Origin of the sequence: Sphingopyxis sp. HIX, from assembly GCF_001468285.1 — a bacterium.
Classification (GTDB): domain Bacteria; phylum Pseudomonadota; class Alphaproteobacteria; order Sphingomonadales; family Sphingomonadaceae; genus Sphingopyxis.
On sequence record NZ_LNSB01000021.1, the window covers coordinates 15,978 to 39,794 of the forward strand.

Annotated in this window: 15 protein-coding genes and 1 tRNA gene; 10 read left to right on the plus strand and 6 right to left on the minus strand. The window is 66.8% G+C overall.

The features are described 5' to 3' along the window. Positions 1–45: 45 nt before the first annotated feature. From ATE62_RS11475 to kdsB, 9 genes are all read left to right on the plus strand, one after another. Positions 46–1,365, plus strand: coding sequence for a glycosyltransferase family 4 protein (locus tag ATE62_RS11475; RefSeq protein WP_058808536.1), 1,320 nt, complete (start codon positions 46–48; stop codon positions 1,363–1,365). A 5-nt stretch (positions 1,366–1,370) separates the two neighbouring features. After that, positions 1,371–2,489, plus strand: a complete 1,119-nt coding sequence (locus tag ATE62_RS11480; RefSeq protein ID WP_058808535.1) for a polysaccharide biosynthesis/export family protein — start codon at positions 1,371–1,373, stop codon at positions 2,487–2,489. 91 nt (positions 2,490–2,580) lie between these two features. Next, positions 2,581–4,107: a capsular polysaccharide export protein, LipB/KpsS family gene (locus ATE62_RS11485; protein WP_156420567.1), complete on the plus strand. Its 1,527-nt coding sequence runs from the start codon at positions 2,581–2,583 to the stop codon at positions 4,105–4,107. A gap of 50 nt (positions 4,108–4,157) precedes the next feature. Continuing rightward, positions 4,158–5,006: an FkbM family methyltransferase gene (locus ATE62_RS11490; protein WP_058808533.1), complete on the plus strand. Its 849-nt coding sequence runs from the start codon at positions 4,158–4,160 to the stop codon at positions 5,004–5,006. A 53-nt stretch (positions 5,007–5,059) separates the two neighbouring features. Continuing rightward, the gene (locus ATE62_RS11495; protein ID WP_058808532.1) at positions 5,060–8,671 is read left to right on the plus strand and encodes a calcium-binding protein; all 3,612 of its coding nucleotides are present in this window, start codon (positions 5,060–5,062) and stop codon (positions 8,669–8,671) included. Positions 8,672–8,733: 62 nt separating this feature from the next. Then, positions 8,734–12,843: a hypothetical protein gene (locus ATE62_RS11500; RefSeq protein ID WP_058808531.1), complete on the plus strand. Its 4,110-nt coding sequence runs from the start codon at positions 8,734–8,736 to the stop codon at positions 12,841–12,843. A gap of 55 nt (positions 12,844–12,898) precedes the next feature. Beyond that, positions 12,899–15,844, plus strand: coding sequence for a M10 family metallopeptidase C-terminal domain-containing protein (locus ATE62_RS24025; protein ID WP_058808530.1), 2,946 nt, complete (start codon positions 12,899–12,901; stop codon positions 15,842–15,844). Between the two features lie 13 nt (positions 15,845–15,857). Further along, positions 15,858–16,856, plus strand: coding sequence for an SIS domain-containing protein (locus ATE62_RS11510; protein ID WP_058808529.1), 999 nt, complete (start codon positions 15,858–15,860; stop codon positions 16,854–16,856). Next, entirely contained in the window at positions 16,853–17,644 is a 792-nt protein-coding gene (kdsB, locus tag ATE62_RS11515; RefSeq protein ID WP_058808528.1) for a 3-deoxy-manno-octulosonate cytidylyltransferase, read from the plus strand. Before ATE62_RS11510 ends, kdsB begins: the two co-directional genes overlap by 4 nt. A gap of 10 nt (positions 17,645–17,654) precedes the next feature. Here the strand turns inward: kdsB and ATE62_RS11520 are convergent, their stop codons facing one another. The 4 genes from ATE62_RS11520 to folK form a co-directional block, all read right to left on the minus strand. Beyond that, a complete protein-coding gene (locus tag ATE62_RS11520; protein WP_058808527.1) occupies positions 17,655–18,989 on the minus strand; it encodes an HlyD family type I secretion periplasmic adaptor subunit in 1,335 nt (444 codons plus the stop codon). Positions 18,990–18,996: 7 nt separating this feature from the next. Beyond that, positions 18,997–20,718 (minus strand): type I secretion system permease/ATPase, encoded by a 1,722-nt coding sequence (locus ATE62_RS11525; RefSeq protein WP_197411688.1) that lies wholly within the window; start codon positions 20,716–20,718, stop codon positions 18,997–18,999. Positions 20,719–20,997: 279 nt separating this feature from the next. Beyond that, positions 20,998–21,073: transfer RNA gene (locus tag ATE62_RS11530), tRNA-Lys, on the minus strand. Positions 21,074–21,115: 42 nt separating this feature from the next. Continuing rightward, positions 21,116–21,637: a 2-amino-4-hydroxy-6-hydroxymethyldihydropteridine diphosphokinase gene (folK, locus tag ATE62_RS11535; RefSeq protein WP_058808525.1), complete on the minus strand. Its 522-nt coding sequence runs from the start codon at positions 21,635–21,637 to the stop codon at positions 21,116–21,118. A gap of 23 nt (positions 21,638–21,660) precedes the next feature. Here folK and ATE62_RS11540 point away from each other — a divergent pair, with 23 nt between their 5' ends. Further along, positions 21,661–22,350 carry a uracil-DNA glycosylase gene (locus tag ATE62_RS11540; RefSeq protein WP_058808524.1) on the plus strand — a complete coding sequence of 230 codons (690 nt, stop codon included), beginning with the start codon at positions 21,661–21,663 and terminating at the stop codon, positions 22,348–22,350. On the opposite strand, the gene ATE62_RS11545 is transcribed toward ATE62_RS11540, so the two are convergent. Continuing rightward, positions 22,311–22,787, minus strand: coding sequence for an RNA pyrophosphohydrolase (locus tag ATE62_RS11545; protein ID WP_058808523.1), 477 nt, complete (start codon positions 22,785–22,787; stop codon positions 22,311–22,313). The two genes, ATE62_RS11540 and ATE62_RS11545, sit on opposite strands and share 40 nt — an antisense overlap. Continuing rightward, positions 22,784–23,731: an alpha/beta hydrolase gene (locus ATE62_RS11550; RefSeq protein ID WP_058808522.1), complete on the minus strand. Its 948-nt coding sequence runs from the start codon at positions 23,729–23,731 to the stop codon at positions 22,784–22,786. The genes ATE62_RS11545 and ATE62_RS11550 overlap by 4 nt, the downstream gene beginning before the upstream one ends. Positions 23,732–23,817 lie beyond the last annotated feature (86 nt).

Below are 23,817 nucleotides of genomic sequence, written 5' to 3' on the forward strand. Positions count from 1 at the left end.
ATTTCGAATCGACGATCCACTCCGCCGAATGAAGCCGGAGGAAGAATGCGGGTCGGAATCGATGGTTTTAATCTGGCGCTGCCGTTCGGCACCGGCGTCGCGACCTATTCGATGTCGCTGGCGCATGCGATCCAGAATGCGGGGCACCAGCTTGACGGCCTCTACGGCCTGCGAACACCGTTCCGCAAAGTGCTGCGCAACGTCAATTTTTTCGAAGCGCTCGGCGCCGAATATCAGTCGAAGGCGCCGCGCTCGTGGAGCTTCGGCTGGGGCCGCGAGCTCAGCTGGACGGTCAAGGCACGCAAGGCGCGGCTCGTCGACCTCCACGGCAAGCAGGAGACGCGGCCCTTCGCGCACCGCCTGCCCGATTTCGACCGGCTGTTCACCGTCTCCGACCTGTTCGACCAGGCGATGCGCAATTTCAGCCGTTTCGGAACCTTCACCACCGTCGCCTTGCCCGACCGGCTCGACGTCATGCACTGGACCTATCCCTGGCCGATCAAGGTCGCCGGGGCGAAAAACATCTATACGATGCACGATCTGGTGCCGCTGAAGCTGCCCTACGCCAGCCTCGACAACAAGAAGATCTACCACAAGCTGATGCGCGCCTGCATCCGCAAGGGCGACCATATCGTCACCGTGTCGGAGGCGAGCCGCGCCGACATCGTCGACTTCTTTCCCGAGGCCGAGGGCAAGATCACCAACACCTGGCAGGCGATCAAGCCGTCGGCGCAGAGCCTGAGCCTCGCGAGCGGCGGCGAGGCCGACGTCGCGCAGGCGGTGAAGAGCATCTTCCGCCTCGATTTCCAGGATTATTTCCTCTTCTTCGGCGCGATCGAGCCCAAGAAGAATGTCGGCCGCCTGATCGAGGCCTATCTCGCATCGGGGGTGAAGGCGCCGCTCGTCATCCTCGGCCGCCGCGCGTGGGGCGCCGACGTCGAACTCTCGCTGATCCAGCGCGACGAGACGCGGCCGATGAAGACGATCTTCAAGAATATCCGCCGCATCGACTATCTGCCGCGGCGTCTGCTGATGCTGCTCGTGCGCGGCGCCAAGGGCGTGGCTTTCCCTTCTCTCTACGAAGGTTTCGGGCTACCGATCCTCGAAGCCATGACCTTGGGGACGCCCGTGATCACCGCGAACACCAGCTCGATGCCCGAAGTCGCCGGCGCGGCGGCGCTGCTCGTCGATCCCTATGACGTCCAGCAGATCGCCGCGGCGCTGCGCCGGATCGAGAATGAGCCCGATCTGCGCGCCGACCTGTTCGGCCGCGGCATCGCGCAGGCGGCGAACTTCTCGATGACGACCTATCAGGACCGGCTGACGACGCTCTACGACAGCCTGCTCGCGGGGGGGCGCCGGTGACGCGGATGCGGTCGGCGGCGATCGGTGCGCTGCTCGCAGCGCTGCTCGGCGGCTGTTCGATGCTGCCCTCGGCCTCGCCGACGATCGGGCAGGTGACCAAGCCCGCGGCGCTCGCCGACGGCCGCGCCCTCGACCTCGTCGACCTCACCGAAAGCGGCTGGAGCGAGGAGGATACGCCGATCGCGCCGTCCGCCGCCTGGTCCTTCACCGACGGCACGACCAGCAGCGAACAGATATTGGTCGGCGACAATCTGGAAATCGTGGTGTTCGAGGTCGGCTACCGGCTGTTCGGCGCGATCGACAGCGGCGATGCGAAGGATCCGGCGGTGTCGGCCGCGGGCGCCGCGCTGCCGACGATCAGCGTGCCCGCCGACGGCTATGTCGCCATTCCCTATGTCGGGCCGATCGACGTCCTCGGCCGCACGCCGCAGGGAGTCGCGACCGAAATCCGCGAGCGGCTGCGCGGCCTGTCGCAGCGCGCCGACGTGCTCGTCCGCGTCGCGTCGGGGCCGATGCGCTCGATCACCGTCGGGGGCGAGGTCAAGGCGCCGGGCCGCATCGCGATCACCGCGGCGGGCGAGCGCGTGCTCGACGTCGTCGCCGCGGCGGGCGGCCCGTCCGAGCAGCAGTCGAACCTGATCGTGCGGCTGGCGCGCGCGGGCGACAGCCAGGAAATGCCGCTCGACCAGATCCGCGCCGGCGATGCCGCCAACGTCCGGCTGATGCCCGGCGACGTCGTCCAGTTGCTGAGGCGCCAGCAGAGCTTCTCGGTCATCGGCGCGGCGCGCGACGTGGCCGAGGTGCCGCTCGCCGACACGCCGGTCTCGCTGGTCGAGGGCCTCGCGCGCGCGGGCGGGCCGATCGACAACCAGGCCGACGCGACCGGCGTCTTCGTCTTCCGCTATGTCGACAAGGATATCGGCGGCACGATGACCGCAGTCCCGACGATCTACCGGCTCAACCTGCTCGATCCGCGCAGCTATTTCATCGCCAGCCGCTTCCGCATGCAGGACGACGATGTCGTGCTGATCGCCAACGCCCGCTCGGCGCAATTCGCCAAGCTGGTGCAGATGCTCAACCAGCTGACTTCCCCGATAGTGACCGTCGACGTGCTCACGCGCTGACCGGCGAGCGATGTCCGCGCCACCCTTCCTGCCGATCCCGCCGCATCGCTTTCACAAGGGGTTGCTGCGGCAAGAGGCGACCGGCCCTCCGATGCCCTCCGACAACGAGGTCGACGCTACGATTGCGGCGATCGTCGAAGGGCGGATCGGCGGCTATTTCTGGCAGCCGTTGCCGCCGGATATCCGGACATGGCTGGGCAAACGTGACGACGCGCTGGTCGCTGTAACCTGCACCGACCCCACGCGCCTGCCGCGTCTGATAGAAGCAGCCGGGGGAGGGGCTTCGGTCCTCCTCGTCTGCCCCCACCCATCGGATGCCGCAGCGATCCGCTTCGACGGCCAGGCCGACCCCTGGCCGCTGCTCGATCGCGTGACCCGCGTCTATTGCGACACCCCCGGCGAGACCTTCGCCACGCTCGCGGCGCTCGCTGGAAAACCGCTGATCCAAGTCGAAGCCGATGGATCGCAGCAACCGGTAGAGGGACACGCACAGCGGGTGATCGCCAAGCTGTGCCGCGACTATCGCGCCTATTCGCCCTATGACGGCAGCCCATGGCCGCTCGGCGACCTGCTCGCCTATCTCGCGCTCTGGCGAGCCACGGTCGAGCGAACGCGCGGCATTGATGCCCTGTTCGGCATATCGCACTGGAAACGCCGCCGCATTCGCCAGTTCCTCCTGGGATCGCCCGATGCGGTATTTCGCTCGCGTCCAGCCACGCCTGGAGCCGTCGCCGCCTGGCCCTCGCGCGCCGACCTCCCCGCGCTGGAGGCGGCTTATGGCCGCGAACGCGTGTCCCGCATCGAGGACGGCTTTATCCGCTCGGCGGGGCTCGGCGCCGCGCTCGTCCAGCCCTGCTCGATCATAGTCGATCGCCGCGGCATCTATTACGACCCCGACCGGCCGAGCGATCTCGAGCATCTGCTGCAGCACGCCGAATTCGACGACCGCCTGCTCAAGCGCGCCGCCGACCTGATCGCCGCGATCTGCGCGCACGGCACGACCAAATATAATCTTCGCGGCGCGGCGGTGAGCTTGCCCGAGGGGCCGCCGCGGATCCTGATCGCCGGGCAGGTCGCCGACGACCTCTCGATCACCGCGGGCGGCGGCGCGATGGACTTCGCCGCGATCGCCGCGATGGTCCGCGCGCAGGACCCCGGCGCCACGATCGTCTACAAGCCGCACCCCGACGTCGTCGCCGGGCTGCGTCGCGGCGAATGGCGCGCGCCGGAGATCGCCGCGAACGTCGACCTGATCGTGACCGACGGCGACACCAGCGACCTGCTCGAACAGGTCGATGTGGTGCATGTCCGCTCGTCGCTGCTGGGCTTCGAGGCGCTGCTCCGCGGCAAGCAGGTCGTGGTCCACGGCCGCCCCTTCTACGCCGGCTGGGGCCTCACGCGCGACAGCCTCGGTTTCGAGCGGCGGGGGCGGCCGCTGACGCTCGAACAACTGGTCGCCGCGACGCTGATCCTTTATGCGCTCTACGTCGATCCGGACCGCGGGCTGCCCTGTTCGCCCGAGCATCTGCTCGCGGCGCTCGCCGCCGCGCCGCCGCGTTCGGCCTTGCGGAGCCTCTTCGCACGGCTCGTCGCAATGCCACGAGCCTGGAACAATTGACGCTAGTATCGACAGCTATTGTCCGATAAAGGGCAGGATAAGAGGGGTTTATGGCCGCGGCCGAATATTATGACATCTGGCGGCTGCTGAGCTACCCGCGTTCCGACAACGAAGCCGATATTCGCGGGCTCTGCCGCTCGCACTATCTCGGCGACCATGATGCGCTGTGCCGCGTGCTCGGGCGCTACAAGATGTTCGTCGACACCCGCGACATCGGCATCGCCAGCCATCTGATGATGGACGGCTTCTGGGAAATGTGGGTGACCGAGGCGATGATGCGCAGCGTCCGGCGCGGGTCGGTCGTGCTCGATGTCGGCGCCAATCTCGGCTATTTCACGCTGCTCCTCGCCGACCTCACCGGCCCCGAGGGCCGCGTCCTGTCGTTCGAGCCCAACCCGCTGCTCGCGGGGCTGCTCGACAAGAGCCTGCAGGTGAACGGCTTCGCGGGCTTCACCGACCTCCACCGCCTCGCGCTCGGCGCGGGCGAATCCGAACTGCGGCTCGAGGTGCAGGACAGCTCGCCCGGCGGGGGCCGCATCCTGCTGCCTGGAGCCGGACGGTCGGGCAACACCACGTCCGAAACCGTCGTGCCCGTGCGCCGCCTCGACACGATCGAGCACGCGCTCGCCGCCGAATTCATCAAGATCGACGTCGAGGGTTTCGAGCAGCAGGTCTGGCACGGCATGACCGGCATCCTGAAGCAGCAGCGCCCGCTGACGATCTTCATGGAATTCACCGTCCAGCGCTACGACGACCCGCGCGGCTTCCTCGACGAGGTCCTCGCCTACGGCTTCTCGCTCGAGATCGTGCACCCGGTCGAAGGCATCCGCCCGATCGCGCGCGAGGACATCTTCGCGATGCCGCACAATATCGATCATATGCTGGTGTTCCGGCGGTGACCGCCGAACGTGCACCTCCGTCAGATTTATGAGCTAGGACAGGGTTTTCAACGATGTCGATCATCCCCACGATCAACCGCCCCACGACCAGCCCGGGCTTTACCGAGGAAGTGGATTTCGCAGGCGGTCTGACTGTCGCGAATGGCGAAATCCGCTATTATCGCGGCGATGACATCCGCTTCTATTGGTCCAATGACCAGTGGGTGTACGACATCGTCAACGCCGGCACGGTCTGGGCCTATTCCTCGGCCAATGTGTCGGGCACCATCGTCGGTTTCTACATCGACCGGATCGTGAATTCGGGCACCATCGGCGCCGAAATCGACATCGGCAACGCCGTGGCCGTCACGGTGGGCGCGCGCGGCAGCCTGCTGGAAAACACCGGGACGATCTATGCCGCATCGCGCGGCGGGCAAGCCACGGCGGTCGATCATTGGGGATGGCCGACCTTCATCAATTCGGGCCTCATTGCCGCCTGGTCGTCGCCCGACGGCGAGGTCAATGCATCGAGCGCGGTCGGCATCAAGGCGGTCAATGGCGGGATGCTGCACAACCGGGCCGGCGGCGAAATCCTCGTCGAAGGATCGAATGCGACCGCCGTCAATTTCGGCCGGGGCCGGGTGCCGGCCGAGCATGACGGGCCCGAGATATTGAACGACGGCCGGATCGAGGCGGCGTCCCATCCGGGCGGAAACCCCTCGGTCGGCATCGCAGCGGCGCATCTTGGCGTCGAGCATATGCAGATCGTGAACAACGGCTTGATCCGCGCCGACGTCGCCATTCGCGGCGGATCGGCGACATGGCCCTACAGCCCCGCGGACGAAGTTGTCGAAAATTCGGCCACGGGCCGGATATTCGGCGATATCGAACTCGACCTGGGCAACGACCGGCTGGTGAATGCGGGGCAGTGGACCGGCGATTTCTTCGGTGGCGAAGGCCATGATCATTTCGACACCCGCGCCGGCGTGTGGACGGGTTATGCCGACATGGGTTGGGGCAACGACGAATTTCTCGGGTCCACGGGCAACGATCGCGTCGTCGGTGGCCGCGGTTCGGACCAGCTTTCCGGCGGCGACGGCAACGACCTGCTCGTCGGCGGGGTGGGCAATGACCGGATCGTCGGGGGCGCGGGCAATGATAGCCTGTACGGCGAGTATGACGACGACCTGCTGATCACGTCCGGCGGCGACAAGGTCTATGGAGGTGCGGGCAACGACCGCATCGAACTCGGCGACCTCGGCTTTGCCCTAATCGACGGCGAGGGCGGCAAGGACCGGCTGGTGCTCCCGGGCCTCGCTGGCACCGTCGACATTATGTCGATCGTCAACAGCGGCCGCGTCCTGTCGATCGATGAAGTGGAACTCGTCGCCGGCCGCGCCGCGACGATCGCTGCCGGGGATTTCGGCCCGCTGAACAACCTCCTGCAGATTTTCGGCGCGCCCGGCAGCGATCTTGTCCTGACCGGGAATTGGACTTTCGTTTCGGAGCGCGACTTCGACGGGACGCTCTTTGCCGTCTATTCGGCTGGCAACGGCCGCGTGCTCTGGGTCCAGGCCGGCGTCGACGTCACGATCACCTCGACCGTTCCGGCCGACCGCATAGGCATTCAGCCCGTCGCGGGCGGGGCGCCGGCGCCCGATTTGGCATCGGACCCGGATATCGATCCCAGTTCCAACATCTTCGAGAATATATCGGTGACCATCACCTCCGATATGGTCATCGATCGCGACGAAATCTGGAGTTCGTCCCGCATTTTCAGCTTTGGCAGCGATCTGACCATCACCAACCATGGCCTGATCCGGCAGGCCGGTCTGGTGATCGAGAATCTTTCGGTCTTCATCAACCATGGAACGGTGTCGATCATCGACGATGGTGCAGGCGGCGGGCGCGGTTATGCTGCCAATGCGCACGGCGCGCTGGCGAATTACGGGTCGATCGTTGTTGAGTCGGTGGGCGGCGGGGTCGTCGGCGTCCAGGTGACCGATAGTTTCACGAGGCAGGGCGACGATTTTATCAACGAAGGCCGCATCGTCGCCTCGACCGGCAACGGCACGTCGGTCGGGGGCTATTATACGGGCACCCATCAGAGCACGGGCCGCAACGCCGGGCTGATCGAGGCGCGGGGCTCTAGCGATGTGATGGCGCTCTATCTCTCCGGCGTGGCCGAGTTCGGGAACAGTGGGCAGATTTACGCATCGCTGACGTCCCCCGGCACCGGCTCGGGCCGGGCCCTGCATATTCTGGCGAGCCACTTCGCCGGCACCCACATCACGAACAGCGGGGCGATCGCTGGGCCGACCGCCGTTTTCGTCGAACAGGCGCCGGGTGGCTGGGTCGTCCTCGATAATAGCGCCACAGGTCAGATCGCCGGTGAAGTGCGGTTGGGCAGCGCGGGCGACACCCTGACCAACCGCGGTTCCATCGTCGGAAGCGTCTATCTCGGCGACGGTGACGATCGGTTCGAAAACATTGGCGGGACGCAGCAGGGCGGGGTGTTCGGCGGCGTGGGGAACGACATATATGTCGTCGATACCCAGAACATCCTTCTCTACGAAAGCCAGGGCGAAGGCAACGACAGCGTCACCGCGTCGGCCAGCTATTATCTCTTCGACAATATCGAAAACCTCATATTGTCCGGTTCGGCCGGCAACTTCGGCGTCGGCAATGCGCTGGCGAACACCATCATCGGCAACGCCGGGTCGAACCTGCTGCTCGGCGGCGGCGGCGACGACGTCATCCGCGGCGGTGGCGGCGTCGACAGCCTGTTCGGCGAAAGCGGGGCCGACCAGCTGTTCGGCGAGGCCGGGGTCGATTATCTCGTCGGCGGGATCGGCAACGACATCCTCGACGGCGGCGCCGATGCCGATGCGCTCTATGGCGAGGACGGCGACGACACGCTGATCGGCGGCACGGGTTTCTTCACCGACATCCTCGTCGGCGGGATCGGCAATGACATTCTTCGCGGCAATTCCGGCCTCGGCGACTATGACCTGATGGACGGCGGCGCGGGCAACGACACTTATTATGTCGACACCCCCGACGACCTGACCTTCGAGGCTGCGGGCGGCGGCACCGACACCGTCTATGCCAACATCAACGGCGCGGGCTATTATCTCTACGCCAATGTCGAGAACCTGATACTCGAGGGCAATACGCCCTTCGGCGTCGGCAATGAGCTCGCGAACCGGCTCACCGGCAACGCGATCGGCAATTACCTGCTCGGCGGCGCAGGTAACGACACGCTGAATGGCAAGGCGGGCAATGACGTGCTCTTCGGCGAGGGCGGGGCGGACACTTTCGTCTTCGAGCGCGGCACCGGCGGCGACGTGATCGGCGATTTTGCGCGCGGCACCGACAAGATCGACCTGTCGGCGTTCGGCTTCGCGAATTTCGCCGCGGTCCAGGCGGGCTTCAGCCAGGTCGGCGCCAATGGCGCGATCAACCTCGGCAACGGCGACTTCATCGTGCTCCACAATGTCACGATGAGCCAGCTGGCGCAGGGCGATTTCATCCTGACGGCCTCGGCGCCGAAGATCGAGGATCTCGCCGAAGCGGCGAAGATCGCCGAGGCGTCGGCGGTCGACGCGGGGGGCCCGGCGCTCGACTGGCTGCCCGATCACTGGATGCCGCACTATCGGACGGACTTTCATCTGGGTTTCGCCTGAACCGGCGCGGGCGGGCATTTTGAGGACAGGGGAATGCGGGCGACCGCATGGGGGGAGCGGACATGGCGGCAGACGATAGCGTGGAACTGACCCAGTTGGTGGTGAGCGGGGCATCCGACATCGCGTTCAGTCCCGACGGCTCGCGTATCTACGTTGCCCGGCAGAACGGCACGGTGGTGGTGTTCGATGCGGCGACCGGCAATCAGCTCCAATCCTGGTCGGTGGGCGGCAGCCTTGGCGCGATGAGCGTGTCCGAAGATGGCGCTTTCCTGCTGATGCTGGCGGCCAACGGCGCCATCGTCCACCGCGTCGCCACGGCGACAGGGGCTGTGACCAATTATGCCGTTCCCTCGGGATTGGTGGCATTCGATATCGAAACGACCGATGGCACGCATGCGATCGTTACGTTCAACGTTCCTCCTGCAGCGAGTAGCGGCGTTGCGCGAACTCTCGACTTTTCCACGGGTGCTTTTGCCGATCTACCGCTGCCCGAATTCGGCGGCCCCGCTTATTTGACGGAATCCGGCCGCTACATCCTCGTCGCCACATCGGGTATCAGCAATGGCCCCTTGGCCGTTTATGACGGTGCGACCGATCAGATCGTGGCAAATGGCAATAATTATCAGCCGGGCGTCTTCAACGGCTTCAATTTCGGTATCCAAGCGATCAGCGACGCGCGGGGGCTGATCGCCCAATTCAGCACGCGTTCGGCGATCAATGTCTACGATCTTGCGGTCGGCGCGGTGCGAACGATCGAGGGTATGGCCGAATTCGTGGATGCTTTGGCATTCGATTCCACCGGTTCCATCCTGTATATTCATGCGGTCGACAGCGGTGAGATCATCGCGCTGGAAACGACCGGCTTTACCGTCATCGACCGTTTCCAGGTCGACGTCAGCGTCTGGAACAGCGGGAATGGCACCCGGGGCGCGCAACTCCACATCAGCCCCGATGACAAGCATTTGGTCTATCGCGATCCGAGTTCGGGCCAGGTGACCTACATCGATCTCAGCGTGCGCGACGATATCGTGAACGGCACCACGGGCGCCGATGCGCTCGACGGGGGCAAGGGTGACGACATCTATCTGGTCGACCATCTCGGCGACACGGTGACCGAACGCGCCTTTCAGGGCAACGACCGCGTCAACGCTACGGTCGATTTCCACCTCGGCGCCGGTTCGGCGGTCGAAACCATCGCCGCCGCCGATCTCGCCGCGACGACGCCGCTCGCGCTGTCGGGCAACGAACTCGCGAACCTCATCCTCGGCAACGCCGGCAACAACCGGCTCGCCGGCGGCGGGGGCGATGACCGGATCGAGGGCGGCGCGGGCAACGACCGGCTCGATGGCGGCGCCGGCATCGACGTGATGATCGGCGGCAGCGGCGACGACGTCTATATCGTCGACCGCGAGGGCGACCAGGTGATCGACAGCGCGGGCTTCGATACCGTCGAGGCCAGCATCACCTACACCCTCGGCGCGGGGATCGAGAATCTGGTGCTGACCGGTAACAGCAGGCTCGACGGCATCGGGAACGAACTGGCCAACATCATAAGCGGCAACAACGCCGGCGGCATGCTGTCGGGCGGGCTCGGCAACGATCGTCTGATGGGCGGTATCGGCAACGACTTTCTCGATGGCGGCGACGGCGACGACACGCTGTTGGGCCGGGGCGGGCACGACACGCTCGTGGGCGGTGCAGGCGCCGATACGCTGACCTCGATCGGCACCAGCGCGCTCATGGCGTCGCATCTCTACAACGGCTTCGAGAATCTCGACACGCTGGCCGAGGCCGATACGCTGATCGGCGGCCCCGGGGCCGAGTTGTTCTGGGCCGGTTTCAATGACAGCGTCGACGGCGGCGCCGGCGGCGAAAACACGCTCAGCCTCAATCTCCAGGGCTCCGCCACAGGCGTGCGAATCGATTTTCGACCGCTGACGACGGGCGGGACGGTCGCCAATGGCACCGGCACGATCCGCTCGATCACCGGGCTCAGCACGATCATCGGCAGCCAGGGCAACGACCAGATCACCGGTATTTCAAGCGCCGCGATCTCCCCCTTCTCGGGGCTCACCCTCGACGGCCGCGACGGCAACGACCTGCTCGTCGGCGGAGACGGGGGCGACAGGCTGCTGGGCGGATCCGGCGCGGACACGTTGCGCGGCGGCGACGGGAGCGACTCCATCTTCGCCGCGGGCGAGGATTATGACCCCGCAATCACCGATACCTTCCGCGATGCGCTGTACGGCGAGGGCGGCGACGACGTGCTGTCGGCGGGACGCGGCGACACCGTCGACGGCGGCGAGGGGATCGACAGCCTGTTCCTCAACCTCGCCAATGCCACCGCGGGCGTCACCCTCGATATCGCCGACCTCGCGACCGCGACCGGCGTGACGCTGTTCACCGGCACCATCCGCAATATCGAGGTCATCACCGGCCTGATCCTCCCCAATGCGGGCAATATGGTCAATCTGGCGGGCCAGGCGGGCGAATCGAGCCTGCCCATCTTCGGCGGCACGGCGCGCGACGTCCTGATCGGCTCCGGTTTCCGCGACCAGTTCTACGGCGGCGACGGCGACGACGAACTGCGCAGCGGCGCGGGGAACGACTATGTCGAGGGCGGGGCGGGCAACGACCTGCTCGCCGGCGGCGCCGGGCGCGACAGCCTGTTCGGCGGCTCCGGGATCGACACCGTCAGCTACGACGACGCCGCCAGCGCGGTCACCATCTCGCTCCTGTCGAACTACGCGACCGATTTCGCGAACAATGTCGATGCCTTGAACTCGATCGAAAATGCGGTCGGCAGCCGCTTCGCCGACAGCATCACCGGCGACAATGTCTCCAACGATCTCCACGGCGGCGAAGGCGACGACACCATCGACGGCCGCGGCGGATCCGACAATATCTTCGGCGACGCCGGCAACGACATACTCACCGGCGGGCTCGGCAGCGATGTCATCGACGGCGGCATCGGCGCCGACCGCATGTACGGCGGGCAGAACAACGACAGCTACCGCGTCGACGACAGCGCCGACCTGATCTTCGAAAATGCCGACGAGGGCGTCGACAGCGTCATCGCCTCGGCCAGCCATTATCTGTTCGCGAATGTCGAGCATCTCGAACTCGCGGCGGGGGCGGGCGACCTGTTCGGGGTCGGCAACGCGCTCGGCAACATGATCAGGGGCAACGAGGGATCGAACCTGCTGCTCGGCGGCGGCGGCGAGGATGTGCTGCGCGGCGGCGGCGGGGTCGACAGCCTGTTCGGCGAAAGCGGCGCCGATCATCTGTTCGGCGACGCCGGGATCGACTATCTGGTCGGCGGGATCGGCAACGACGTCCTCGATGGCGGTGCCGACGCCGACTCGCTCTATGGCGAGGACGGCGACGACACGCTGATCGGCGGCGACGGTTTCGTCACCGACATCCTCGTCGGCGGCGCGGGCAGCGACATATTGCGCGGCAATTCAGGGCTCGGCGACTATGATTTGATGGACGGCGGCGCCGGCGACGACCATTATTATGTCGATACGCCCGACGACCTGACTTTCGAGGCGGTCGGCGGCGGAACCGACACCGTCTATGCCAATATCACCGGCGCCGGCTATTATCTTTATGCCAACACCGAAAATCTGGTGCTCGAGGGCAATACCCCCTTCGGCGTCGGCAATGCGCTCGACAACCGGATCACGGGGAACGCCGCGAATAATTACCTGCTCGGCGGCGGGGGCAACGACACGCTCAGCGGCATGGGCGGGAACGACGTGCTGTTCGGCGAAGCCGGCGCCGATATCTTCGTCTTCGGGCGGAATAATGGCGCCGATGTCATCGGCGACTTCCAGCGCGGCTCGGACCGGATCGACCTGTCGGCCTATGCCGCCTCGAACAACCCCGGCGCCGCGGCCATATTCGAATCGCTGCGGATGAACTTCCGCCAGGTCGGCGCCGACGGCGCGATCGACCTCGGCGGCGGAAACCTGATCGTCCTCCACAATGTGACGATGAACGAGCTCACCGTCGACGATTTCATCCTGACCCCGGTCCCGCCCGCGGTACCGAAACTCGCCGCCATACAGGATCATGATTTCGTTTCGCCGCAGGGCGGGCCGGATTTCGTAGACGGCTTCGCTTCGTCGCGCTTCGGTTCGTCTTTCGACCATCTCGCTTGGTTCTGACGATGACTTGCGGCATAGCTGTAGCAACGCCTTCTTTTAGCTGACAGGATCGACCATGGTTCTTCCCTCCCGCCTCCAGACCGTCAGCGAAAGCGGCAATGTCTTCATCGACACGCTCGTCTACGGCGTCGCTTTCCGCCCCGGCACCACGGTCGTCTATGCGCTGCAGGGCAATCCCGGCGATACCGGCCTGAACGGGGGTGCCGCCTGGGCCGCCAACGGCGCCGCCAGCGCCTATGCCGCCGCGCTCGCCAGCTGGTCGGCGGTCGCCAACATTCAGTTCCAGGCGGCGACGGTCGCCTATGACGGAACGGGCAGCCGCGCCGGCTACGACTTCGTCGGCCGCCTCAGCACCACGCTGCCGAACGGCGTGCTGGGCCAGCACACCCTGCCCACGACCGGCGACATGGTCGGCGAGTTCAATACGACGATTTCCTATTTCACCGCCGCCAGCAACCAGCCCGGCGGGCTCAGCTTCCTGACCTTCGTGCACGAGCTCGGGCATGGGCTCGGCCTGTTGCACCCGCACGCTGACGAGCCGGGCGACGACAGTTTCCCCGGCCTGAACGATGCCTTCGAGACCGGTCCCTTCGGGTTGAACCAGGGCATCTTCACGACGATGACCTATAATGATGGCTATGAGGATGTCGGCCGCTCGCCGTCGGCCAATTATGGCTGGCAGATGGGGCCGGGCGCCTTCGATATCGCGGCGGTGCAATATCTCTATGGCGCGAACACGACGACGGGCGCGGGTAACACGACCTACACCATGCCGACGCTCAACCAGGCCGGCACGGGATGGGTCACGATCTGGGACGTCAGCGGCACCGACACCATCTCGGCGCAGGGTAGCCAGGCCAATGCAATCATAGACCTGCGCGCAGCGACCCTGCGCAACGAAGAGGGCGGCGGCGGTTTCGTGTCGCGCAATGGCGGCGTGCTCGGCGGCTTCACCATCGCCAATGGCGCTGTGATCGAAAATGCGATCGGCGGCAGCGGCAACGACCGTATCGTCGGTAACAGCGCGAACAACAACCTGAACGGGGGCGATGGCTGGGATACGATCGTCTATTCGCATATGACGACCGGCGTGACGGTCAATCTGCAGGCCGGGACCTCGACCGGCGACGGGACCGATACGCTGGTGTCGATCGAAAATGCGATCGGCGGCAATGGCGACGACATCCTGACGGCGATCAACGGCCGCGATATCGCAAACGGGACTCAACTCTTCGTCAAGACGGCAACCGCCATCATCTCTTCGCGCGCTACGGCCTATAACCTCGACGGCCTTTTCCGTGGGTCGGGATCCAACTATTCGGTTTCTATCCAGGCCGAGGGTAGCAGCGTCGCCGATCACTATCGGTTCAGCGTGGCGAACGTGTCGGGTCCGTCGACCGTTACCATCGACATCGACAACAGCTTCCGGATGGATTCGATCGTCGAACTGCTGGACAGCCAGGGCAATGTACTCGCCAGCAACGACGACGGCGAGGGCGGTCTCGATCCGGGATCGGCAAATATCTACGACAGCTTCCTGACCTTCACGCTCCCGCAGAATCCGGCCACGCAGACCTATTATATCCGTGTTTCGACCTTTTCCGAGACCGGCCCGGCCAGCGTGTTCGCCGGAAGTTCCTATACGCTCAACGTGACGGCCAACGCGCGTACGCCCGCCAGCGGGAACATCCTGCTCGGATCGCGTCTCGATGGCGGATGGGGCAATGACCAGCTGATCGGCGGTACCGGCGTCGATACGCTGATCGGCGGCAACGGCAACGATACGCTGACCGGCGGAGCCAGCGCGGACCTCCTCTACGGCGGGTCGGGTGACGACAATTATATCGTCGAACGGCAGGACGATCTGGCGTTCGAACTGTTGAACGACGGCGTCGATACGGTGACCGCATCGGTCGGCTACTATCTCTACGCCAATATCGAGAACCTTACCCTTGCGACCGGCGCGGGCGACATTTTCGGTGTCGGCAACGGTCTCGACAATGTGCTGACCGGCAATGCCGGATCGAACCTGCTGATCGGCGGCCTGGGGAATGACGTCATTCGCGGCGGTGCGGGTGTCGACAATCTCTTCGGCGAAATCGGGGTCGATCAGCTGTTCGGCGACGCCGGGATCGACTATCTGGTCGGCGGCGGCGGCGGCGACATGCTCGACGGCGGCGCTGATGCCGACGCGCTCTATGGCGAGGAAGGCGATGACACGCTGATTGGCGGCACAGGTTTCCACACCGACATATTGGTCGGCGGGACCGGCGACGATATGCTCTACGCCAACAGCGGCCTCGGCGACTACGACCTGATCGACGGCGGCGCAGGCAACGACAGCTATTATGTCGACACCCCCGACGACCTGACCTTCGAGGCTGCCGGCGGCGGCACCGACACCGTCTATGCGAACATCAACGGCGCGGGCTATTATCTCTATGCCCATACCGAAAACCTCGTGTTGGAAGGCAACACCCCCTTCGGCGTCGGCAACGAACTCGCGAACCAGCTCACCGGTAATGCCATCGGCAATTACCTTCTGGGCGGGCTGGGTAACGACAAGCTCAACGGCAAGGCGGGCAGTGACGTGCTCTTCGGCGAGGGCGGGGCGGACACTTTCGTCTTCGAGCGCGGCACCGGCGGCGACGTGATCGGCGATTTCGCGCGCGGCACCGACAAGATCGACCTGTCGGCGTTCGGCTTCGCGAATTTCGCCGCGGTCCAGGCGGGCTTCAGCCAAGTCGGTGCCAATGGCGCGATCAACCTCGGCAACGGCGATTTCATCGTCCTCCACAACGTCACGATGAGCCAGCTGACGCAGGGCGATTTCATCCTGACGGCGGCCACGCCCAAGACCGAAAGCTTCGGCGACACGGCGAAGAGCGCAGCGATCGAACTCGCCGACGCCATGCCCGACGCGTCGGCGCCGGCGATCGACTGGAACCCCGATCACTGGATGCATCATTATCAGACCGGCAACAATTTCGGCTTTGCCTAGTTTCCCTCGGACGATGCCCCACAACGCGACCCTTGAGGGTGCGGCCGATCCGCACGACATGCTGTCGCCGGCGAAAAAAGTGCTGCGCTCGCACATCGACGCGCTCGAGCAATTGCTCGCCAGCCTCGACGACGGGCTGCTCAAGCTGGCGATCCGCATCGCCGACTGCCGCGGGCGCGTGATCCTCACCGGCATCGGCAAGTCGGGCATCGCGGCGCGCAAGATCGCCGCGAGCCTCGCCGCGCGCGACGTCGCCGCGACCTTCATGCACGGTGCCGACGCGCTGCACGGCGACCTCGGCATGGTGCGCGCCGATGACATCGTCATCGCGATCACCATATCGGGCGCGTCGAGCGAATTGCTCTACGTCACGCGCCACGCGCGCTCGATCGGCGCCGCGACCGTCGCGATCACCGCGGTGCCCGACGAGGTCGTGCCCGCCTCGTGCGACCATGTCGTCGCCATCCCCGCGCTCGACACTGCGTGCGACTTCGGCATCGCGCCCTTTTCCTCGACGATTTCCAGCATCGCGGTCGGCGACGCGCTGACCATGCTCGTCGCGCGCGAGATCGCCTTCAGCCGCAACCAGTTCGCGCGCCTGCACCCGGCTGGCCGCATCGGCCGCCGCTTCCGCTCGGTGTGCGAACTGATGCTGACGGGCGAGGATCTGCCGACGGTCGGGCCCGACGCCCCGGTCGAGCAGGTCATCGCCGAGGCATCGCGCACCGGCGCGGGCGCCTGCGTCGTCGTCGACGGCGACGGGCTCTTGCTCGGCATCGTCACCGACGGCGATATCCGCCGCCAGTTTCTGGGCGGAACCGCAAGCCGCGCCTCTGGGCTCATGACCGCCGATCCGGTCAAGGTCGGCGACGATGCCGACCAGCACGACGCTTTCGCGATCATGCGCGGCCATCGCATCGCGGTGCTGCCCGTCGTCGCCGACGACGGCCGCACGCTCGCCGGCCTGCTCAACATCCAGGACATGCTGCAGGCGGGCCACCCCGAAAAGTGAGCGCCGCTGCCCGCGACATAGCGATCGTCATCCCGGCGCGCTTCGCCTCGCAGCGCTTTCCCGGCAAGCTTCTCGCGCCGCTCCGCGGTGCCGACGGCGTCGCGCGGCCGCTGATCGAGCATAGCTGGCGCGCGGCCAACGCGCTTGGCGACCTCGCCGATGTTATGATCGCGACCGACGACGCGGCGATCGCCGAGGCCGCGGCGGGTTTCGGCGCACGCTGCGTCATGACCTCCACCATGGCGCGCAACGGCACCGAACGCTGTGCCGAGGCGATGGCCGCGCTCGACGCGCCGCCCGCGCTGGTAATCGACTGGCAGGGCGATTCCCCCGCGGTCGCACGCGCGCATGTCGAGGCGCTGATCGCCGCGTGGCGCAAAGGCGCGGGCCCGGTCCTCACCCCCTTCATGCGCTGCTCCCCCGCCATGCGCGCGCATCTTTCCGCCGAGATCGCCGCGGGGCGGCCCTCGGGGGTGTTCGTCGTCGCCGACCGCGCCGCGAACGCGCTCTATTTCTCGCGATCGCCCATCCCCTGGGGGCCGGAGGCCGACTGGCGGCTGCACGTCGGCCTCTACGCCTATGAGCCCGCCGCGCTCGCCCGTTATGCCGCATGGCCGCCCGGTCCGCTCGAGGTCGCCGAAAGCCTCGAGCAGCTGCGTTTCCTCGAAAACGGCCAGCCGATCGCGCTGGTGGAAGTCGAGCCCGCCGTTGGCGGCTATGGCGACGTCAATTACCCCGCCGATATCGAAAAGGTCGAAACGCTGCTGCGCCGCCGCGGCGCGCGCTGACCGCGGCGGATCACTGCCGGAAGGCGTGGTTGATCTGGTCGAGCAGCGGCTTCAGCAGATAGGACATCAGCGACCGGCTCCCGGTGCGCAGGAACACCTCGGCGGGCAGTCCCGCGCGCAGCTGGCGCTGGATTGGCAGCTCGACCGTCGTCGGCGCCAGCTCGACGCGGATCCGGAAATAGGGCGGCCCGCCCTTGCCGTCGTCCGACGCGTCGGCGGCGAGATAGACGAGTTTGCCCGCCAATTCCGGCGTCACATTCTGTTCGAGCGTCGGGAACATCACCCGCGCCGGCTGCCCGACCTTCAGCTGGTCGATGTCCGACGGCCGCACGCTCGCCTCGACGATCAGCGCGTCCTTGTCGGGCACGACCTGCGCGATCGGCTGGCCGCCGGGTACCGCGCTGCCGATCGTCGTGAAGCCCAGTTTCTCGATCACCCCCGATGCCGGCGCACGCACCACCGACCGCGCGAAGCGGTCGTCGGCGTCGGCGATGCGGATGCGCTGGTCGGCGATTGCCGCCGCGACCTGCGCCAGCTCGGCGCCCGCCTCGGCGCGGCGCGACTGTTCGATCGTCAGTTTCTGCTCGCGCACCTCGGAAATGCGCGCGTTGGTCTGCGCGATATTCGCCTCGAGCGCGCCGATCGAGCCTTCCAGCTCGACCGCCTGCCGCTCGAGCTGGTTGAGCCGGTTCACGGTCACCAGCCGCTTTTCGTACAGCGCGCGCAGCCCGGCGAGTTCGGGCTGGATGATCTCGAGCTGGCGCCGCGCCGAATCGATCTGCACGCGGTAGCTCTGGTTGAGCTGGTTGAACTGCGAAATCCGCTCGTCGAGCAGGCGGCGATTGCTCACCATCTCGGTCGCGCGGAGCTGCAGCAATCGCCGCTCCTGCGCCAGCGCGGTCTGCGATTCGGCATCGGCGGGCGGCGGGAAACCCGCGGGCCAGCGCAGCTGCGAACTGCCCGACCGCTCGGCGTCGAGCCGCGCCTGCCGCGCGAGCAGCTGGCCGAGCGACTGGTTGCTCAGCTCCGAACTCGGCCCCGACACGTCGGTCGCGAATTCCATGATCACGTCATTCTCGCGCACGCGGTCGCCGTCGCGGACCAGCAGGCGCGACAAAATGCCGCCGGTCGGGTGCGAGATCGTCTTGACCCGCGACTGCACCGACAGCGCGCCGCTGCCGACCACCGCGCCGTCGATCTGGACGATCGTCGAGATCGCGAGCAGCGCCGCGACGATCCCGCCCATCAGCCACAGCGCACGCCGCATGCGCGTCCGCAGCGCGGCGGCGACATCGGGCGTCGTGGGAGCTTCTGTCCCCAGGGGCTGGTCGGCGATGTCGGTCATGACGGGCTCAGTTGACCGCCTTCAGCCCGCCGTCGCGCGGCGCCTGCTTGGCGTTCTGCGCCAGCGCGGCGAGCACCTTGTCGCGCGGGCCCCAGGCGGCAACCTTGCCGTCGCGCAGCACCAGCAGCTTGTTCGTCGAGCTCAGGATGCGCGTCTGGTGCGTGACGATCAGGGTGATCGCGCCGCGCGCCTGCGCGCGCTTGATCGCGCCCGCCAGCGCCGCCTCGCCCTCGGGGTCGAGGTTCGAATTGGGCTCGTCGAGCAGCAGCACGAACGGATCGCCATAGAGCGCACGCGCGAGCGCGACGCGCTGGCGCTGCCCCGCCGACAGATTATGCCCGCCCGACCCGATCTCGGTCTCGTATCCCCCGGGCAGCGACACGATCAACTCGTGCACCCCCGCCTGCTGCGCCGCCGCGAGGATGGCGTCCGATCCCGCGGTGGGCGAGAAGCGCCCGATATTCGCCGCCACGCTGCCCGCCAACAGCCCGACCTCCTGCGGCAAATAGCCGAGATAGCTGCCCAACTCGTCGGCATCCCACTGGTCGAGCGCCGCGCCGTCGAGGCGGATCCCGCCGCGCACCGGCGGCCACACTCCGGCCAGCCCGCGCAGCAGCGACGATTTGCCCGATCCGCTCGGCCCGATGATCCCGATGACGTCGCCCGCCTGCGCCTCGAAGGCGATATCGGCGACCGCGATCCGGTCGCTGCCCGCGGGGACCAGCGTCAGCCGGTCGACCTGCATCTGCTTCGCCGGGCGCGGCAGCCGCACCGGCTTCTCGTTCTTGACCGCATTGTTCGCCAGCATCTCGTCGAGCCGGACCCAGCTCTGCCGCATCGCGACGAAGCCGCGCCACTGCGCGATCGCCTGGTCGATGGGCGCCAGCGCGCGGCCCGCGAGGATCGAGCTTGCAAAGATGATCCCGCCCGACGCCTTGCCGTCGATCACCAGCAGCGCGCCGACGCTGAGCACTGCCGACTGCAGGAAGATGCGAAAGATGCGCCCGGTGCCGCCCGCGCGCGCGACGATACGGCTGATGCGGTTGCTCTCGTCCTGGAACGCGCCGTCGCTCGCCCGCAGCCGCGCCGACAGCGTCCCGGTCATGCCGAGCCCTTTGAGCGCCGCGGCATTCTGGAAGCTCATTTCCTGGTCCTGCCCGCGCGCGTAACGCAGCGGCTCGAGCAGCGCCATATTCTTGGCGACCGAGCGCTCGGTGTGCCAGGTCAGCAGCGCGAGCACGACGATGCCCGCCAGCGTCGCGATGCCGAGCCAGGGGTGCAGCAGGAACAGCACCGCGAGGAAGAATATCACCCACGGCAGGTCGATGAACGCCGCGGGGCCGGTGCCCGACATGAAGCCCCGGATCTGGTCGAGGTCCTGCGTCGGGCGCGGCTTGCCTGGGGGCGGCGCGATCGCGAACTGCCATTGCAGCTGCTCGACGCGCGGCGACAGCCGGTCGCCGAAGGCGCGCCCGATATCGACGAGCATCTGCGCACGCGACACGTCGAGCACGCCGTGAAAGACGAAGGCGAGCCCGAACAGTATGAACAGCCCGAACAAGGTCGCGCCGCTGCCGCTCGGCAGCACGCGGTCGTATACCATCATCAGGAAGATCGAGCTGGCGAGCGCGAGGATGTTGATGAAGGCGCTCAGCCCGCCGACGACCAGCAACGGCCCGCGGAGCGAGCGCAGCGCATCGGCCAGTTCGGAATTCCTGGGTAACCGCATCCGAACCATCGAACGAACAAACTCCACGCTTTCAGCGGCGTGATACGGTGAAGCGCCCGAAAGCGCAATCGGAAGCAGGGAAGGGCGATGTCCCGCTTTGCGCGAATAGCCGGCCAATATTGGCGCGCGCGCGGGGCCTTGCAAAAAATGGCGACCCCGAAAGGCCGCCAGTTTGTCTGAAAGGAGACGACTCTCCCCCCGTGGGTCGTCCGGACGGCATATCGCGCGCGGGAGAGGGCTGCATTGATGCAGGTTAGTCGATGGTACAATATTGAATGATGGTGAGCCCTGCTGGGTTCGAACCAGCGACCTACTGATTAAAAGTCAGTTGCTCTACCGACTGAGCTAAGGGCCCCGACGCGGCGGCGCAGTGGCTGCCGCGAAGTGAGCCGTCGCCCTAGTGCGCCGACGCGCGGCGGTCAACCGGCTTTGCCCGCACCAGCCGCGCGGCGAGTTGGCGGACGCTGCGGCCGAGCAGCGGGTGCGGCCATTCGGGCGCGACCGCGCGCAGCGGGCCGAGAACGAAGGCGCGCTCGGCCATCGCCGGGTGCGGGATCGTCAGCGCGGCATCGCTCCACGCGCCGCCCGACCAGAGCAGGATGTCGAGGTCCAGCGTCCGCGCGCTCCAGCGCTGGCCGGTGCGGCGGCCGAAATCGGCCTCGATCGCCTGCAGCCGCTCGAGCATTTCCGGCGGTGGCAGCGGCGAGGCAACGAGCGCGACCGCATTGGCATAGCGCCGCCGCGAGGGGCCGACGGGATCGCTCGCGATGATCGGGCTGGCGTCGACGGGCTCGATATCCTCGCCTTCGAGCGCCGCGAGCGCCGCCATCAGCACCGACCGCGGGTCGCCGAAACGCGCATGGCGCCGGTTCGAGCCGAGGCCGATGGCGTAAAGCGGCAGGGGCGTTGCGTCGGACATGCCTCCGCGCCTAACCCAGCACGATGCAGATTGACAGCCCCTTGCCCGGCACCGAGCCGCCGCGCGATTGCCCGCGCTGTCCGCGGCTCGTCGCCTTTCGCGAGGCTTGCCGTGCCGAATATCCCGACTGGTGGAACGCGCCGGTCTACGCTTTCGGCGACCCCGGCGCCTGGCTCGCACTCGCGGGACTCGCCCCGGGCAAGCATGGCGCCAACCGCACCGGGCGGCCCTTTACCGGCGATTATGCCGGCGACCTGCTCTTCGCGACGCTCGCCCAATTCGGGCTGAGCCGCGGCGTGTATGATGCGCGCATCGACGATGGCCTCACCCTCGACGGCGCGATCATCGTCAACAGCGTCAAATGCCTCCCGCCGCAGAACAAACCTACGCCGCAGGAAATCGCCGCCTGCCGCCCGTTTTTCGAAACGCAGGTGGCCGCGCTCCCCAAGGTTCGCGTGGTGATCGCCCTCGGCAAGATCGCCCACGACGCCGCGGTCCGCGCCGCGGGCGGCCGCCTCGCGGCCTTTCCCTTTGCGCATGGCGCCGTGCACCGGCTCCCCGACGGCCGCGATCTCGTCGACAGCTATCATTGTTCGCGCTACAACACGAACACCGGCCGCCTCACGCCCGCCATGTTCGCCGATGTCTTCCGGACCGCGCTCGCGCTACGCGATCAGACCAAAGGCCCGAACTCCTCGACCAGCCCGCGGTAGAGCGCGCGCTTGAACGGCACGATCAGTTTCTCGATCTCGTTCAGTTCGGCCCATTTCCACGCCCGGAATTCCTGGTGCTTGGTCGCGATATTGACGTCGCTGTCGTCGCCCATGAAGCGCATCAGGAACCAGTGCTGGCGCTGGCCGCGATATTTGCCGCCCCACATCTTGCCGATCAGATGGTCGGGCAGGTCGTAGAAATACTCTTCCTTGCTGCGCGCGATGATCTCGACCAGCCCGCCGTGCACGCCCGTCTCTTCGCCCAGCTCGCGGATCGCGGCCATCTCGGCATCCTCGCCGGGGTCGATCCCGCCCTGCGGCATCTGCCACGCCTCGCTCTTCGTATCGAGCCGCTGGCCGACGAAGATGCGCCCGTCGCGATTGGCGAGCATCACGCCCGCGCAGGGGCGATAGGAGAGTTTGCTGTGATCGATCATGCCGTGCCGGTAGCTTCGGTCACGAGCGCTTTCAAGACGGTCAGCGCGCCGCGGATATCGTCCTTCGCGCTCGGGATCGCCTGCGACAGATTGATATAGCCGTGGATCGTGCCCGCGCCCTCGCGATAGACCGTGGTCACCCCCGCCGCGACCAGCTTCGCCGCATAGGCGCGCCCCTGGTCGCGCAGCGGGTCGAGCCCCGCGGTCGTCAGGACCGTCGGCGGCAGGCCTTCCGCCGGAAAATCGAGCGGCGAGGCGCGATAGTCGGCGGGGTCGGCGGCATAATGATTGCCGAACCAGGTCATGCTGCCCTGCGTCAGCAGATGCCCCTCGCCGAAATCGCGATAGCTCTGCCAGTCGTCGTGCGTCGTCACCGCGGGATAGATGGGGTGGATCGCGAGCACCGGCTTCGACGCCGGCCTGTCGCGCAGGGTCAGCGCGGTCGCGATGGTGAGGTTGCCGCCCGCGCTCTCGCCCGCCAGCACCAGCCCGGTGCACGGAATATTGTCCGCCACCCAGCGCGTCGCCGCCTCGCAATCCTCGGGCGCGGCGGGGAAGGGGTGTTCGGGCGCCAGCCTATAGTCGACCGCGACCACCGGCATGTCGAGCTGCCGCGCCGCCTCGGCGCACCAGCCGTCGTGCGTGTCGAGGTCGCCGATCACCCAGCCGCCGCCATGATAGAAGACCAGCACCGGCCCCACCTCGCGGTCGGGCCGCGTGTCGTAGAGCCGCACGGGAATTTCGCCCGCGGGCCCGGGAATGGTGCGGTCCTCGACCTTGGCGACCTCGCCGCGCGGGCTGTCGGCCATCTGCGCCATCACCCGGAACATCTCGCGCGCGCCCTCGGGCGGCAGCTCCTCCATCTTCGGCCCTTCCTGCGCGTTGAGGAAGGCAAGGAAGCCCGCGACATCGGCGCGCGTATAATGGGTGGGGCCGTCGGTCATCTCAGTCTCTCCCTGATCGATCTTTGCCGCCAGCTATTCGGCATTGCCGGTGCAAATTCAATCGCGAATCGAAACCGACCACGGCC

What these genes read in the sequence shown, in the direction of transcription:
- ATE62_RS11475 (WP_058808536.1), top strand. Translation starts at nt 46, where the DNA reads ATGCGGGTCGGAATCGATGGTTTTAATCTGGCGCTGCCGTTCGGCACC.
- ATE62_RS11480 (WP_058808535.1), top strand. Translation starts at nt 1,371, where the DNA reads ATGCGGTCGGCGGCGATCGGTGCGCTGCTCGCAGCGCTGCTCGGCGGC.
- ATE62_RS11485 (WP_156420567.1), top strand. Translation starts at nt 2,581, where the DNA reads ATGCCCTCCGACAACGAGGTCGACGCTACGATTGCGGCGATCGTCGAA.
- ATE62_RS11490 (WP_058808533.1), top strand. Translation starts at nt 4,158, where the DNA reads ATGGCCGCGGCCGAATATTATGACATCTGGCGGCTGCTGAGCTACCCG.
- ATE62_RS11495 (WP_058808532.1), top strand. Translation starts at nt 5,060, where the DNA reads ATGTCGATCATCCCCACGATCAACCGCCCCACGACCAGCCCGGGCTTT.
- ATE62_RS11500 (WP_058808531.1), top strand. Translation starts at nt 8,734, where the DNA reads ATGGCGGCAGACGATAGCGTGGAACTGACCCAGTTGGTGGTGAGCGGG.
- ATE62_RS24025 (WP_058808530.1), top strand. Translation starts at nt 12,899, where the DNA reads ATGGTTCTTCCCTCCCGCCTCCAGACCGTCAGCGAAAGCGGCAATGTC.
- ATE62_RS11510 (WP_058808529.1), top strand. Translation starts at nt 15,858, where the DNA reads ATGCCCCACAACGCGACCCTTGAGGGTGCGGCCGATCCGCACGACATG.
- ATE62_RS11520 (WP_058808527.1), bottom strand. Translation starts at nt 18,989, where the DNA reads ATGACCGACATCGCCGACCAGCCCCTGGGGACAGAAGCTCCCACGACG.
- ATE62_RS11525 (WP_197411688.1), bottom strand. Translation starts at nt 20,718, where the DNA reads ATGCGGTTACCCAGGAATTCCGAACTGGCCGATGCGCTGCGCTCGCTC.
- folK (WP_058808525.1), bottom strand. Translation starts at nt 21,637, where the DNA reads ATGTCCGACGCAACGCCCCTGCCGCTTTACGCCATCGGCCTCGGCTCG.
- ATE62_RS11540 (WP_058808524.1), top strand. Translation starts at nt 21,661, where the DNA reads ATGCAGATTGACAGCCCCTTGCCCGGCACCGAGCCGCCGCGCGATTGC.
- ATE62_RS11545 (WP_058808523.1), bottom strand. Translation starts at nt 22,787, where the DNA reads ATGATCGATCACAGCAAACTCTCCTATCGCCCCTGCGCGGGCGTGATG.
- ATE62_RS11550 (WP_058808522.1), bottom strand. Translation starts at nt 23,731, where the DNA reads ATGACCGACGGCCCCACCCATTATACGCGCGCCGATGTCGCGGGCTTC.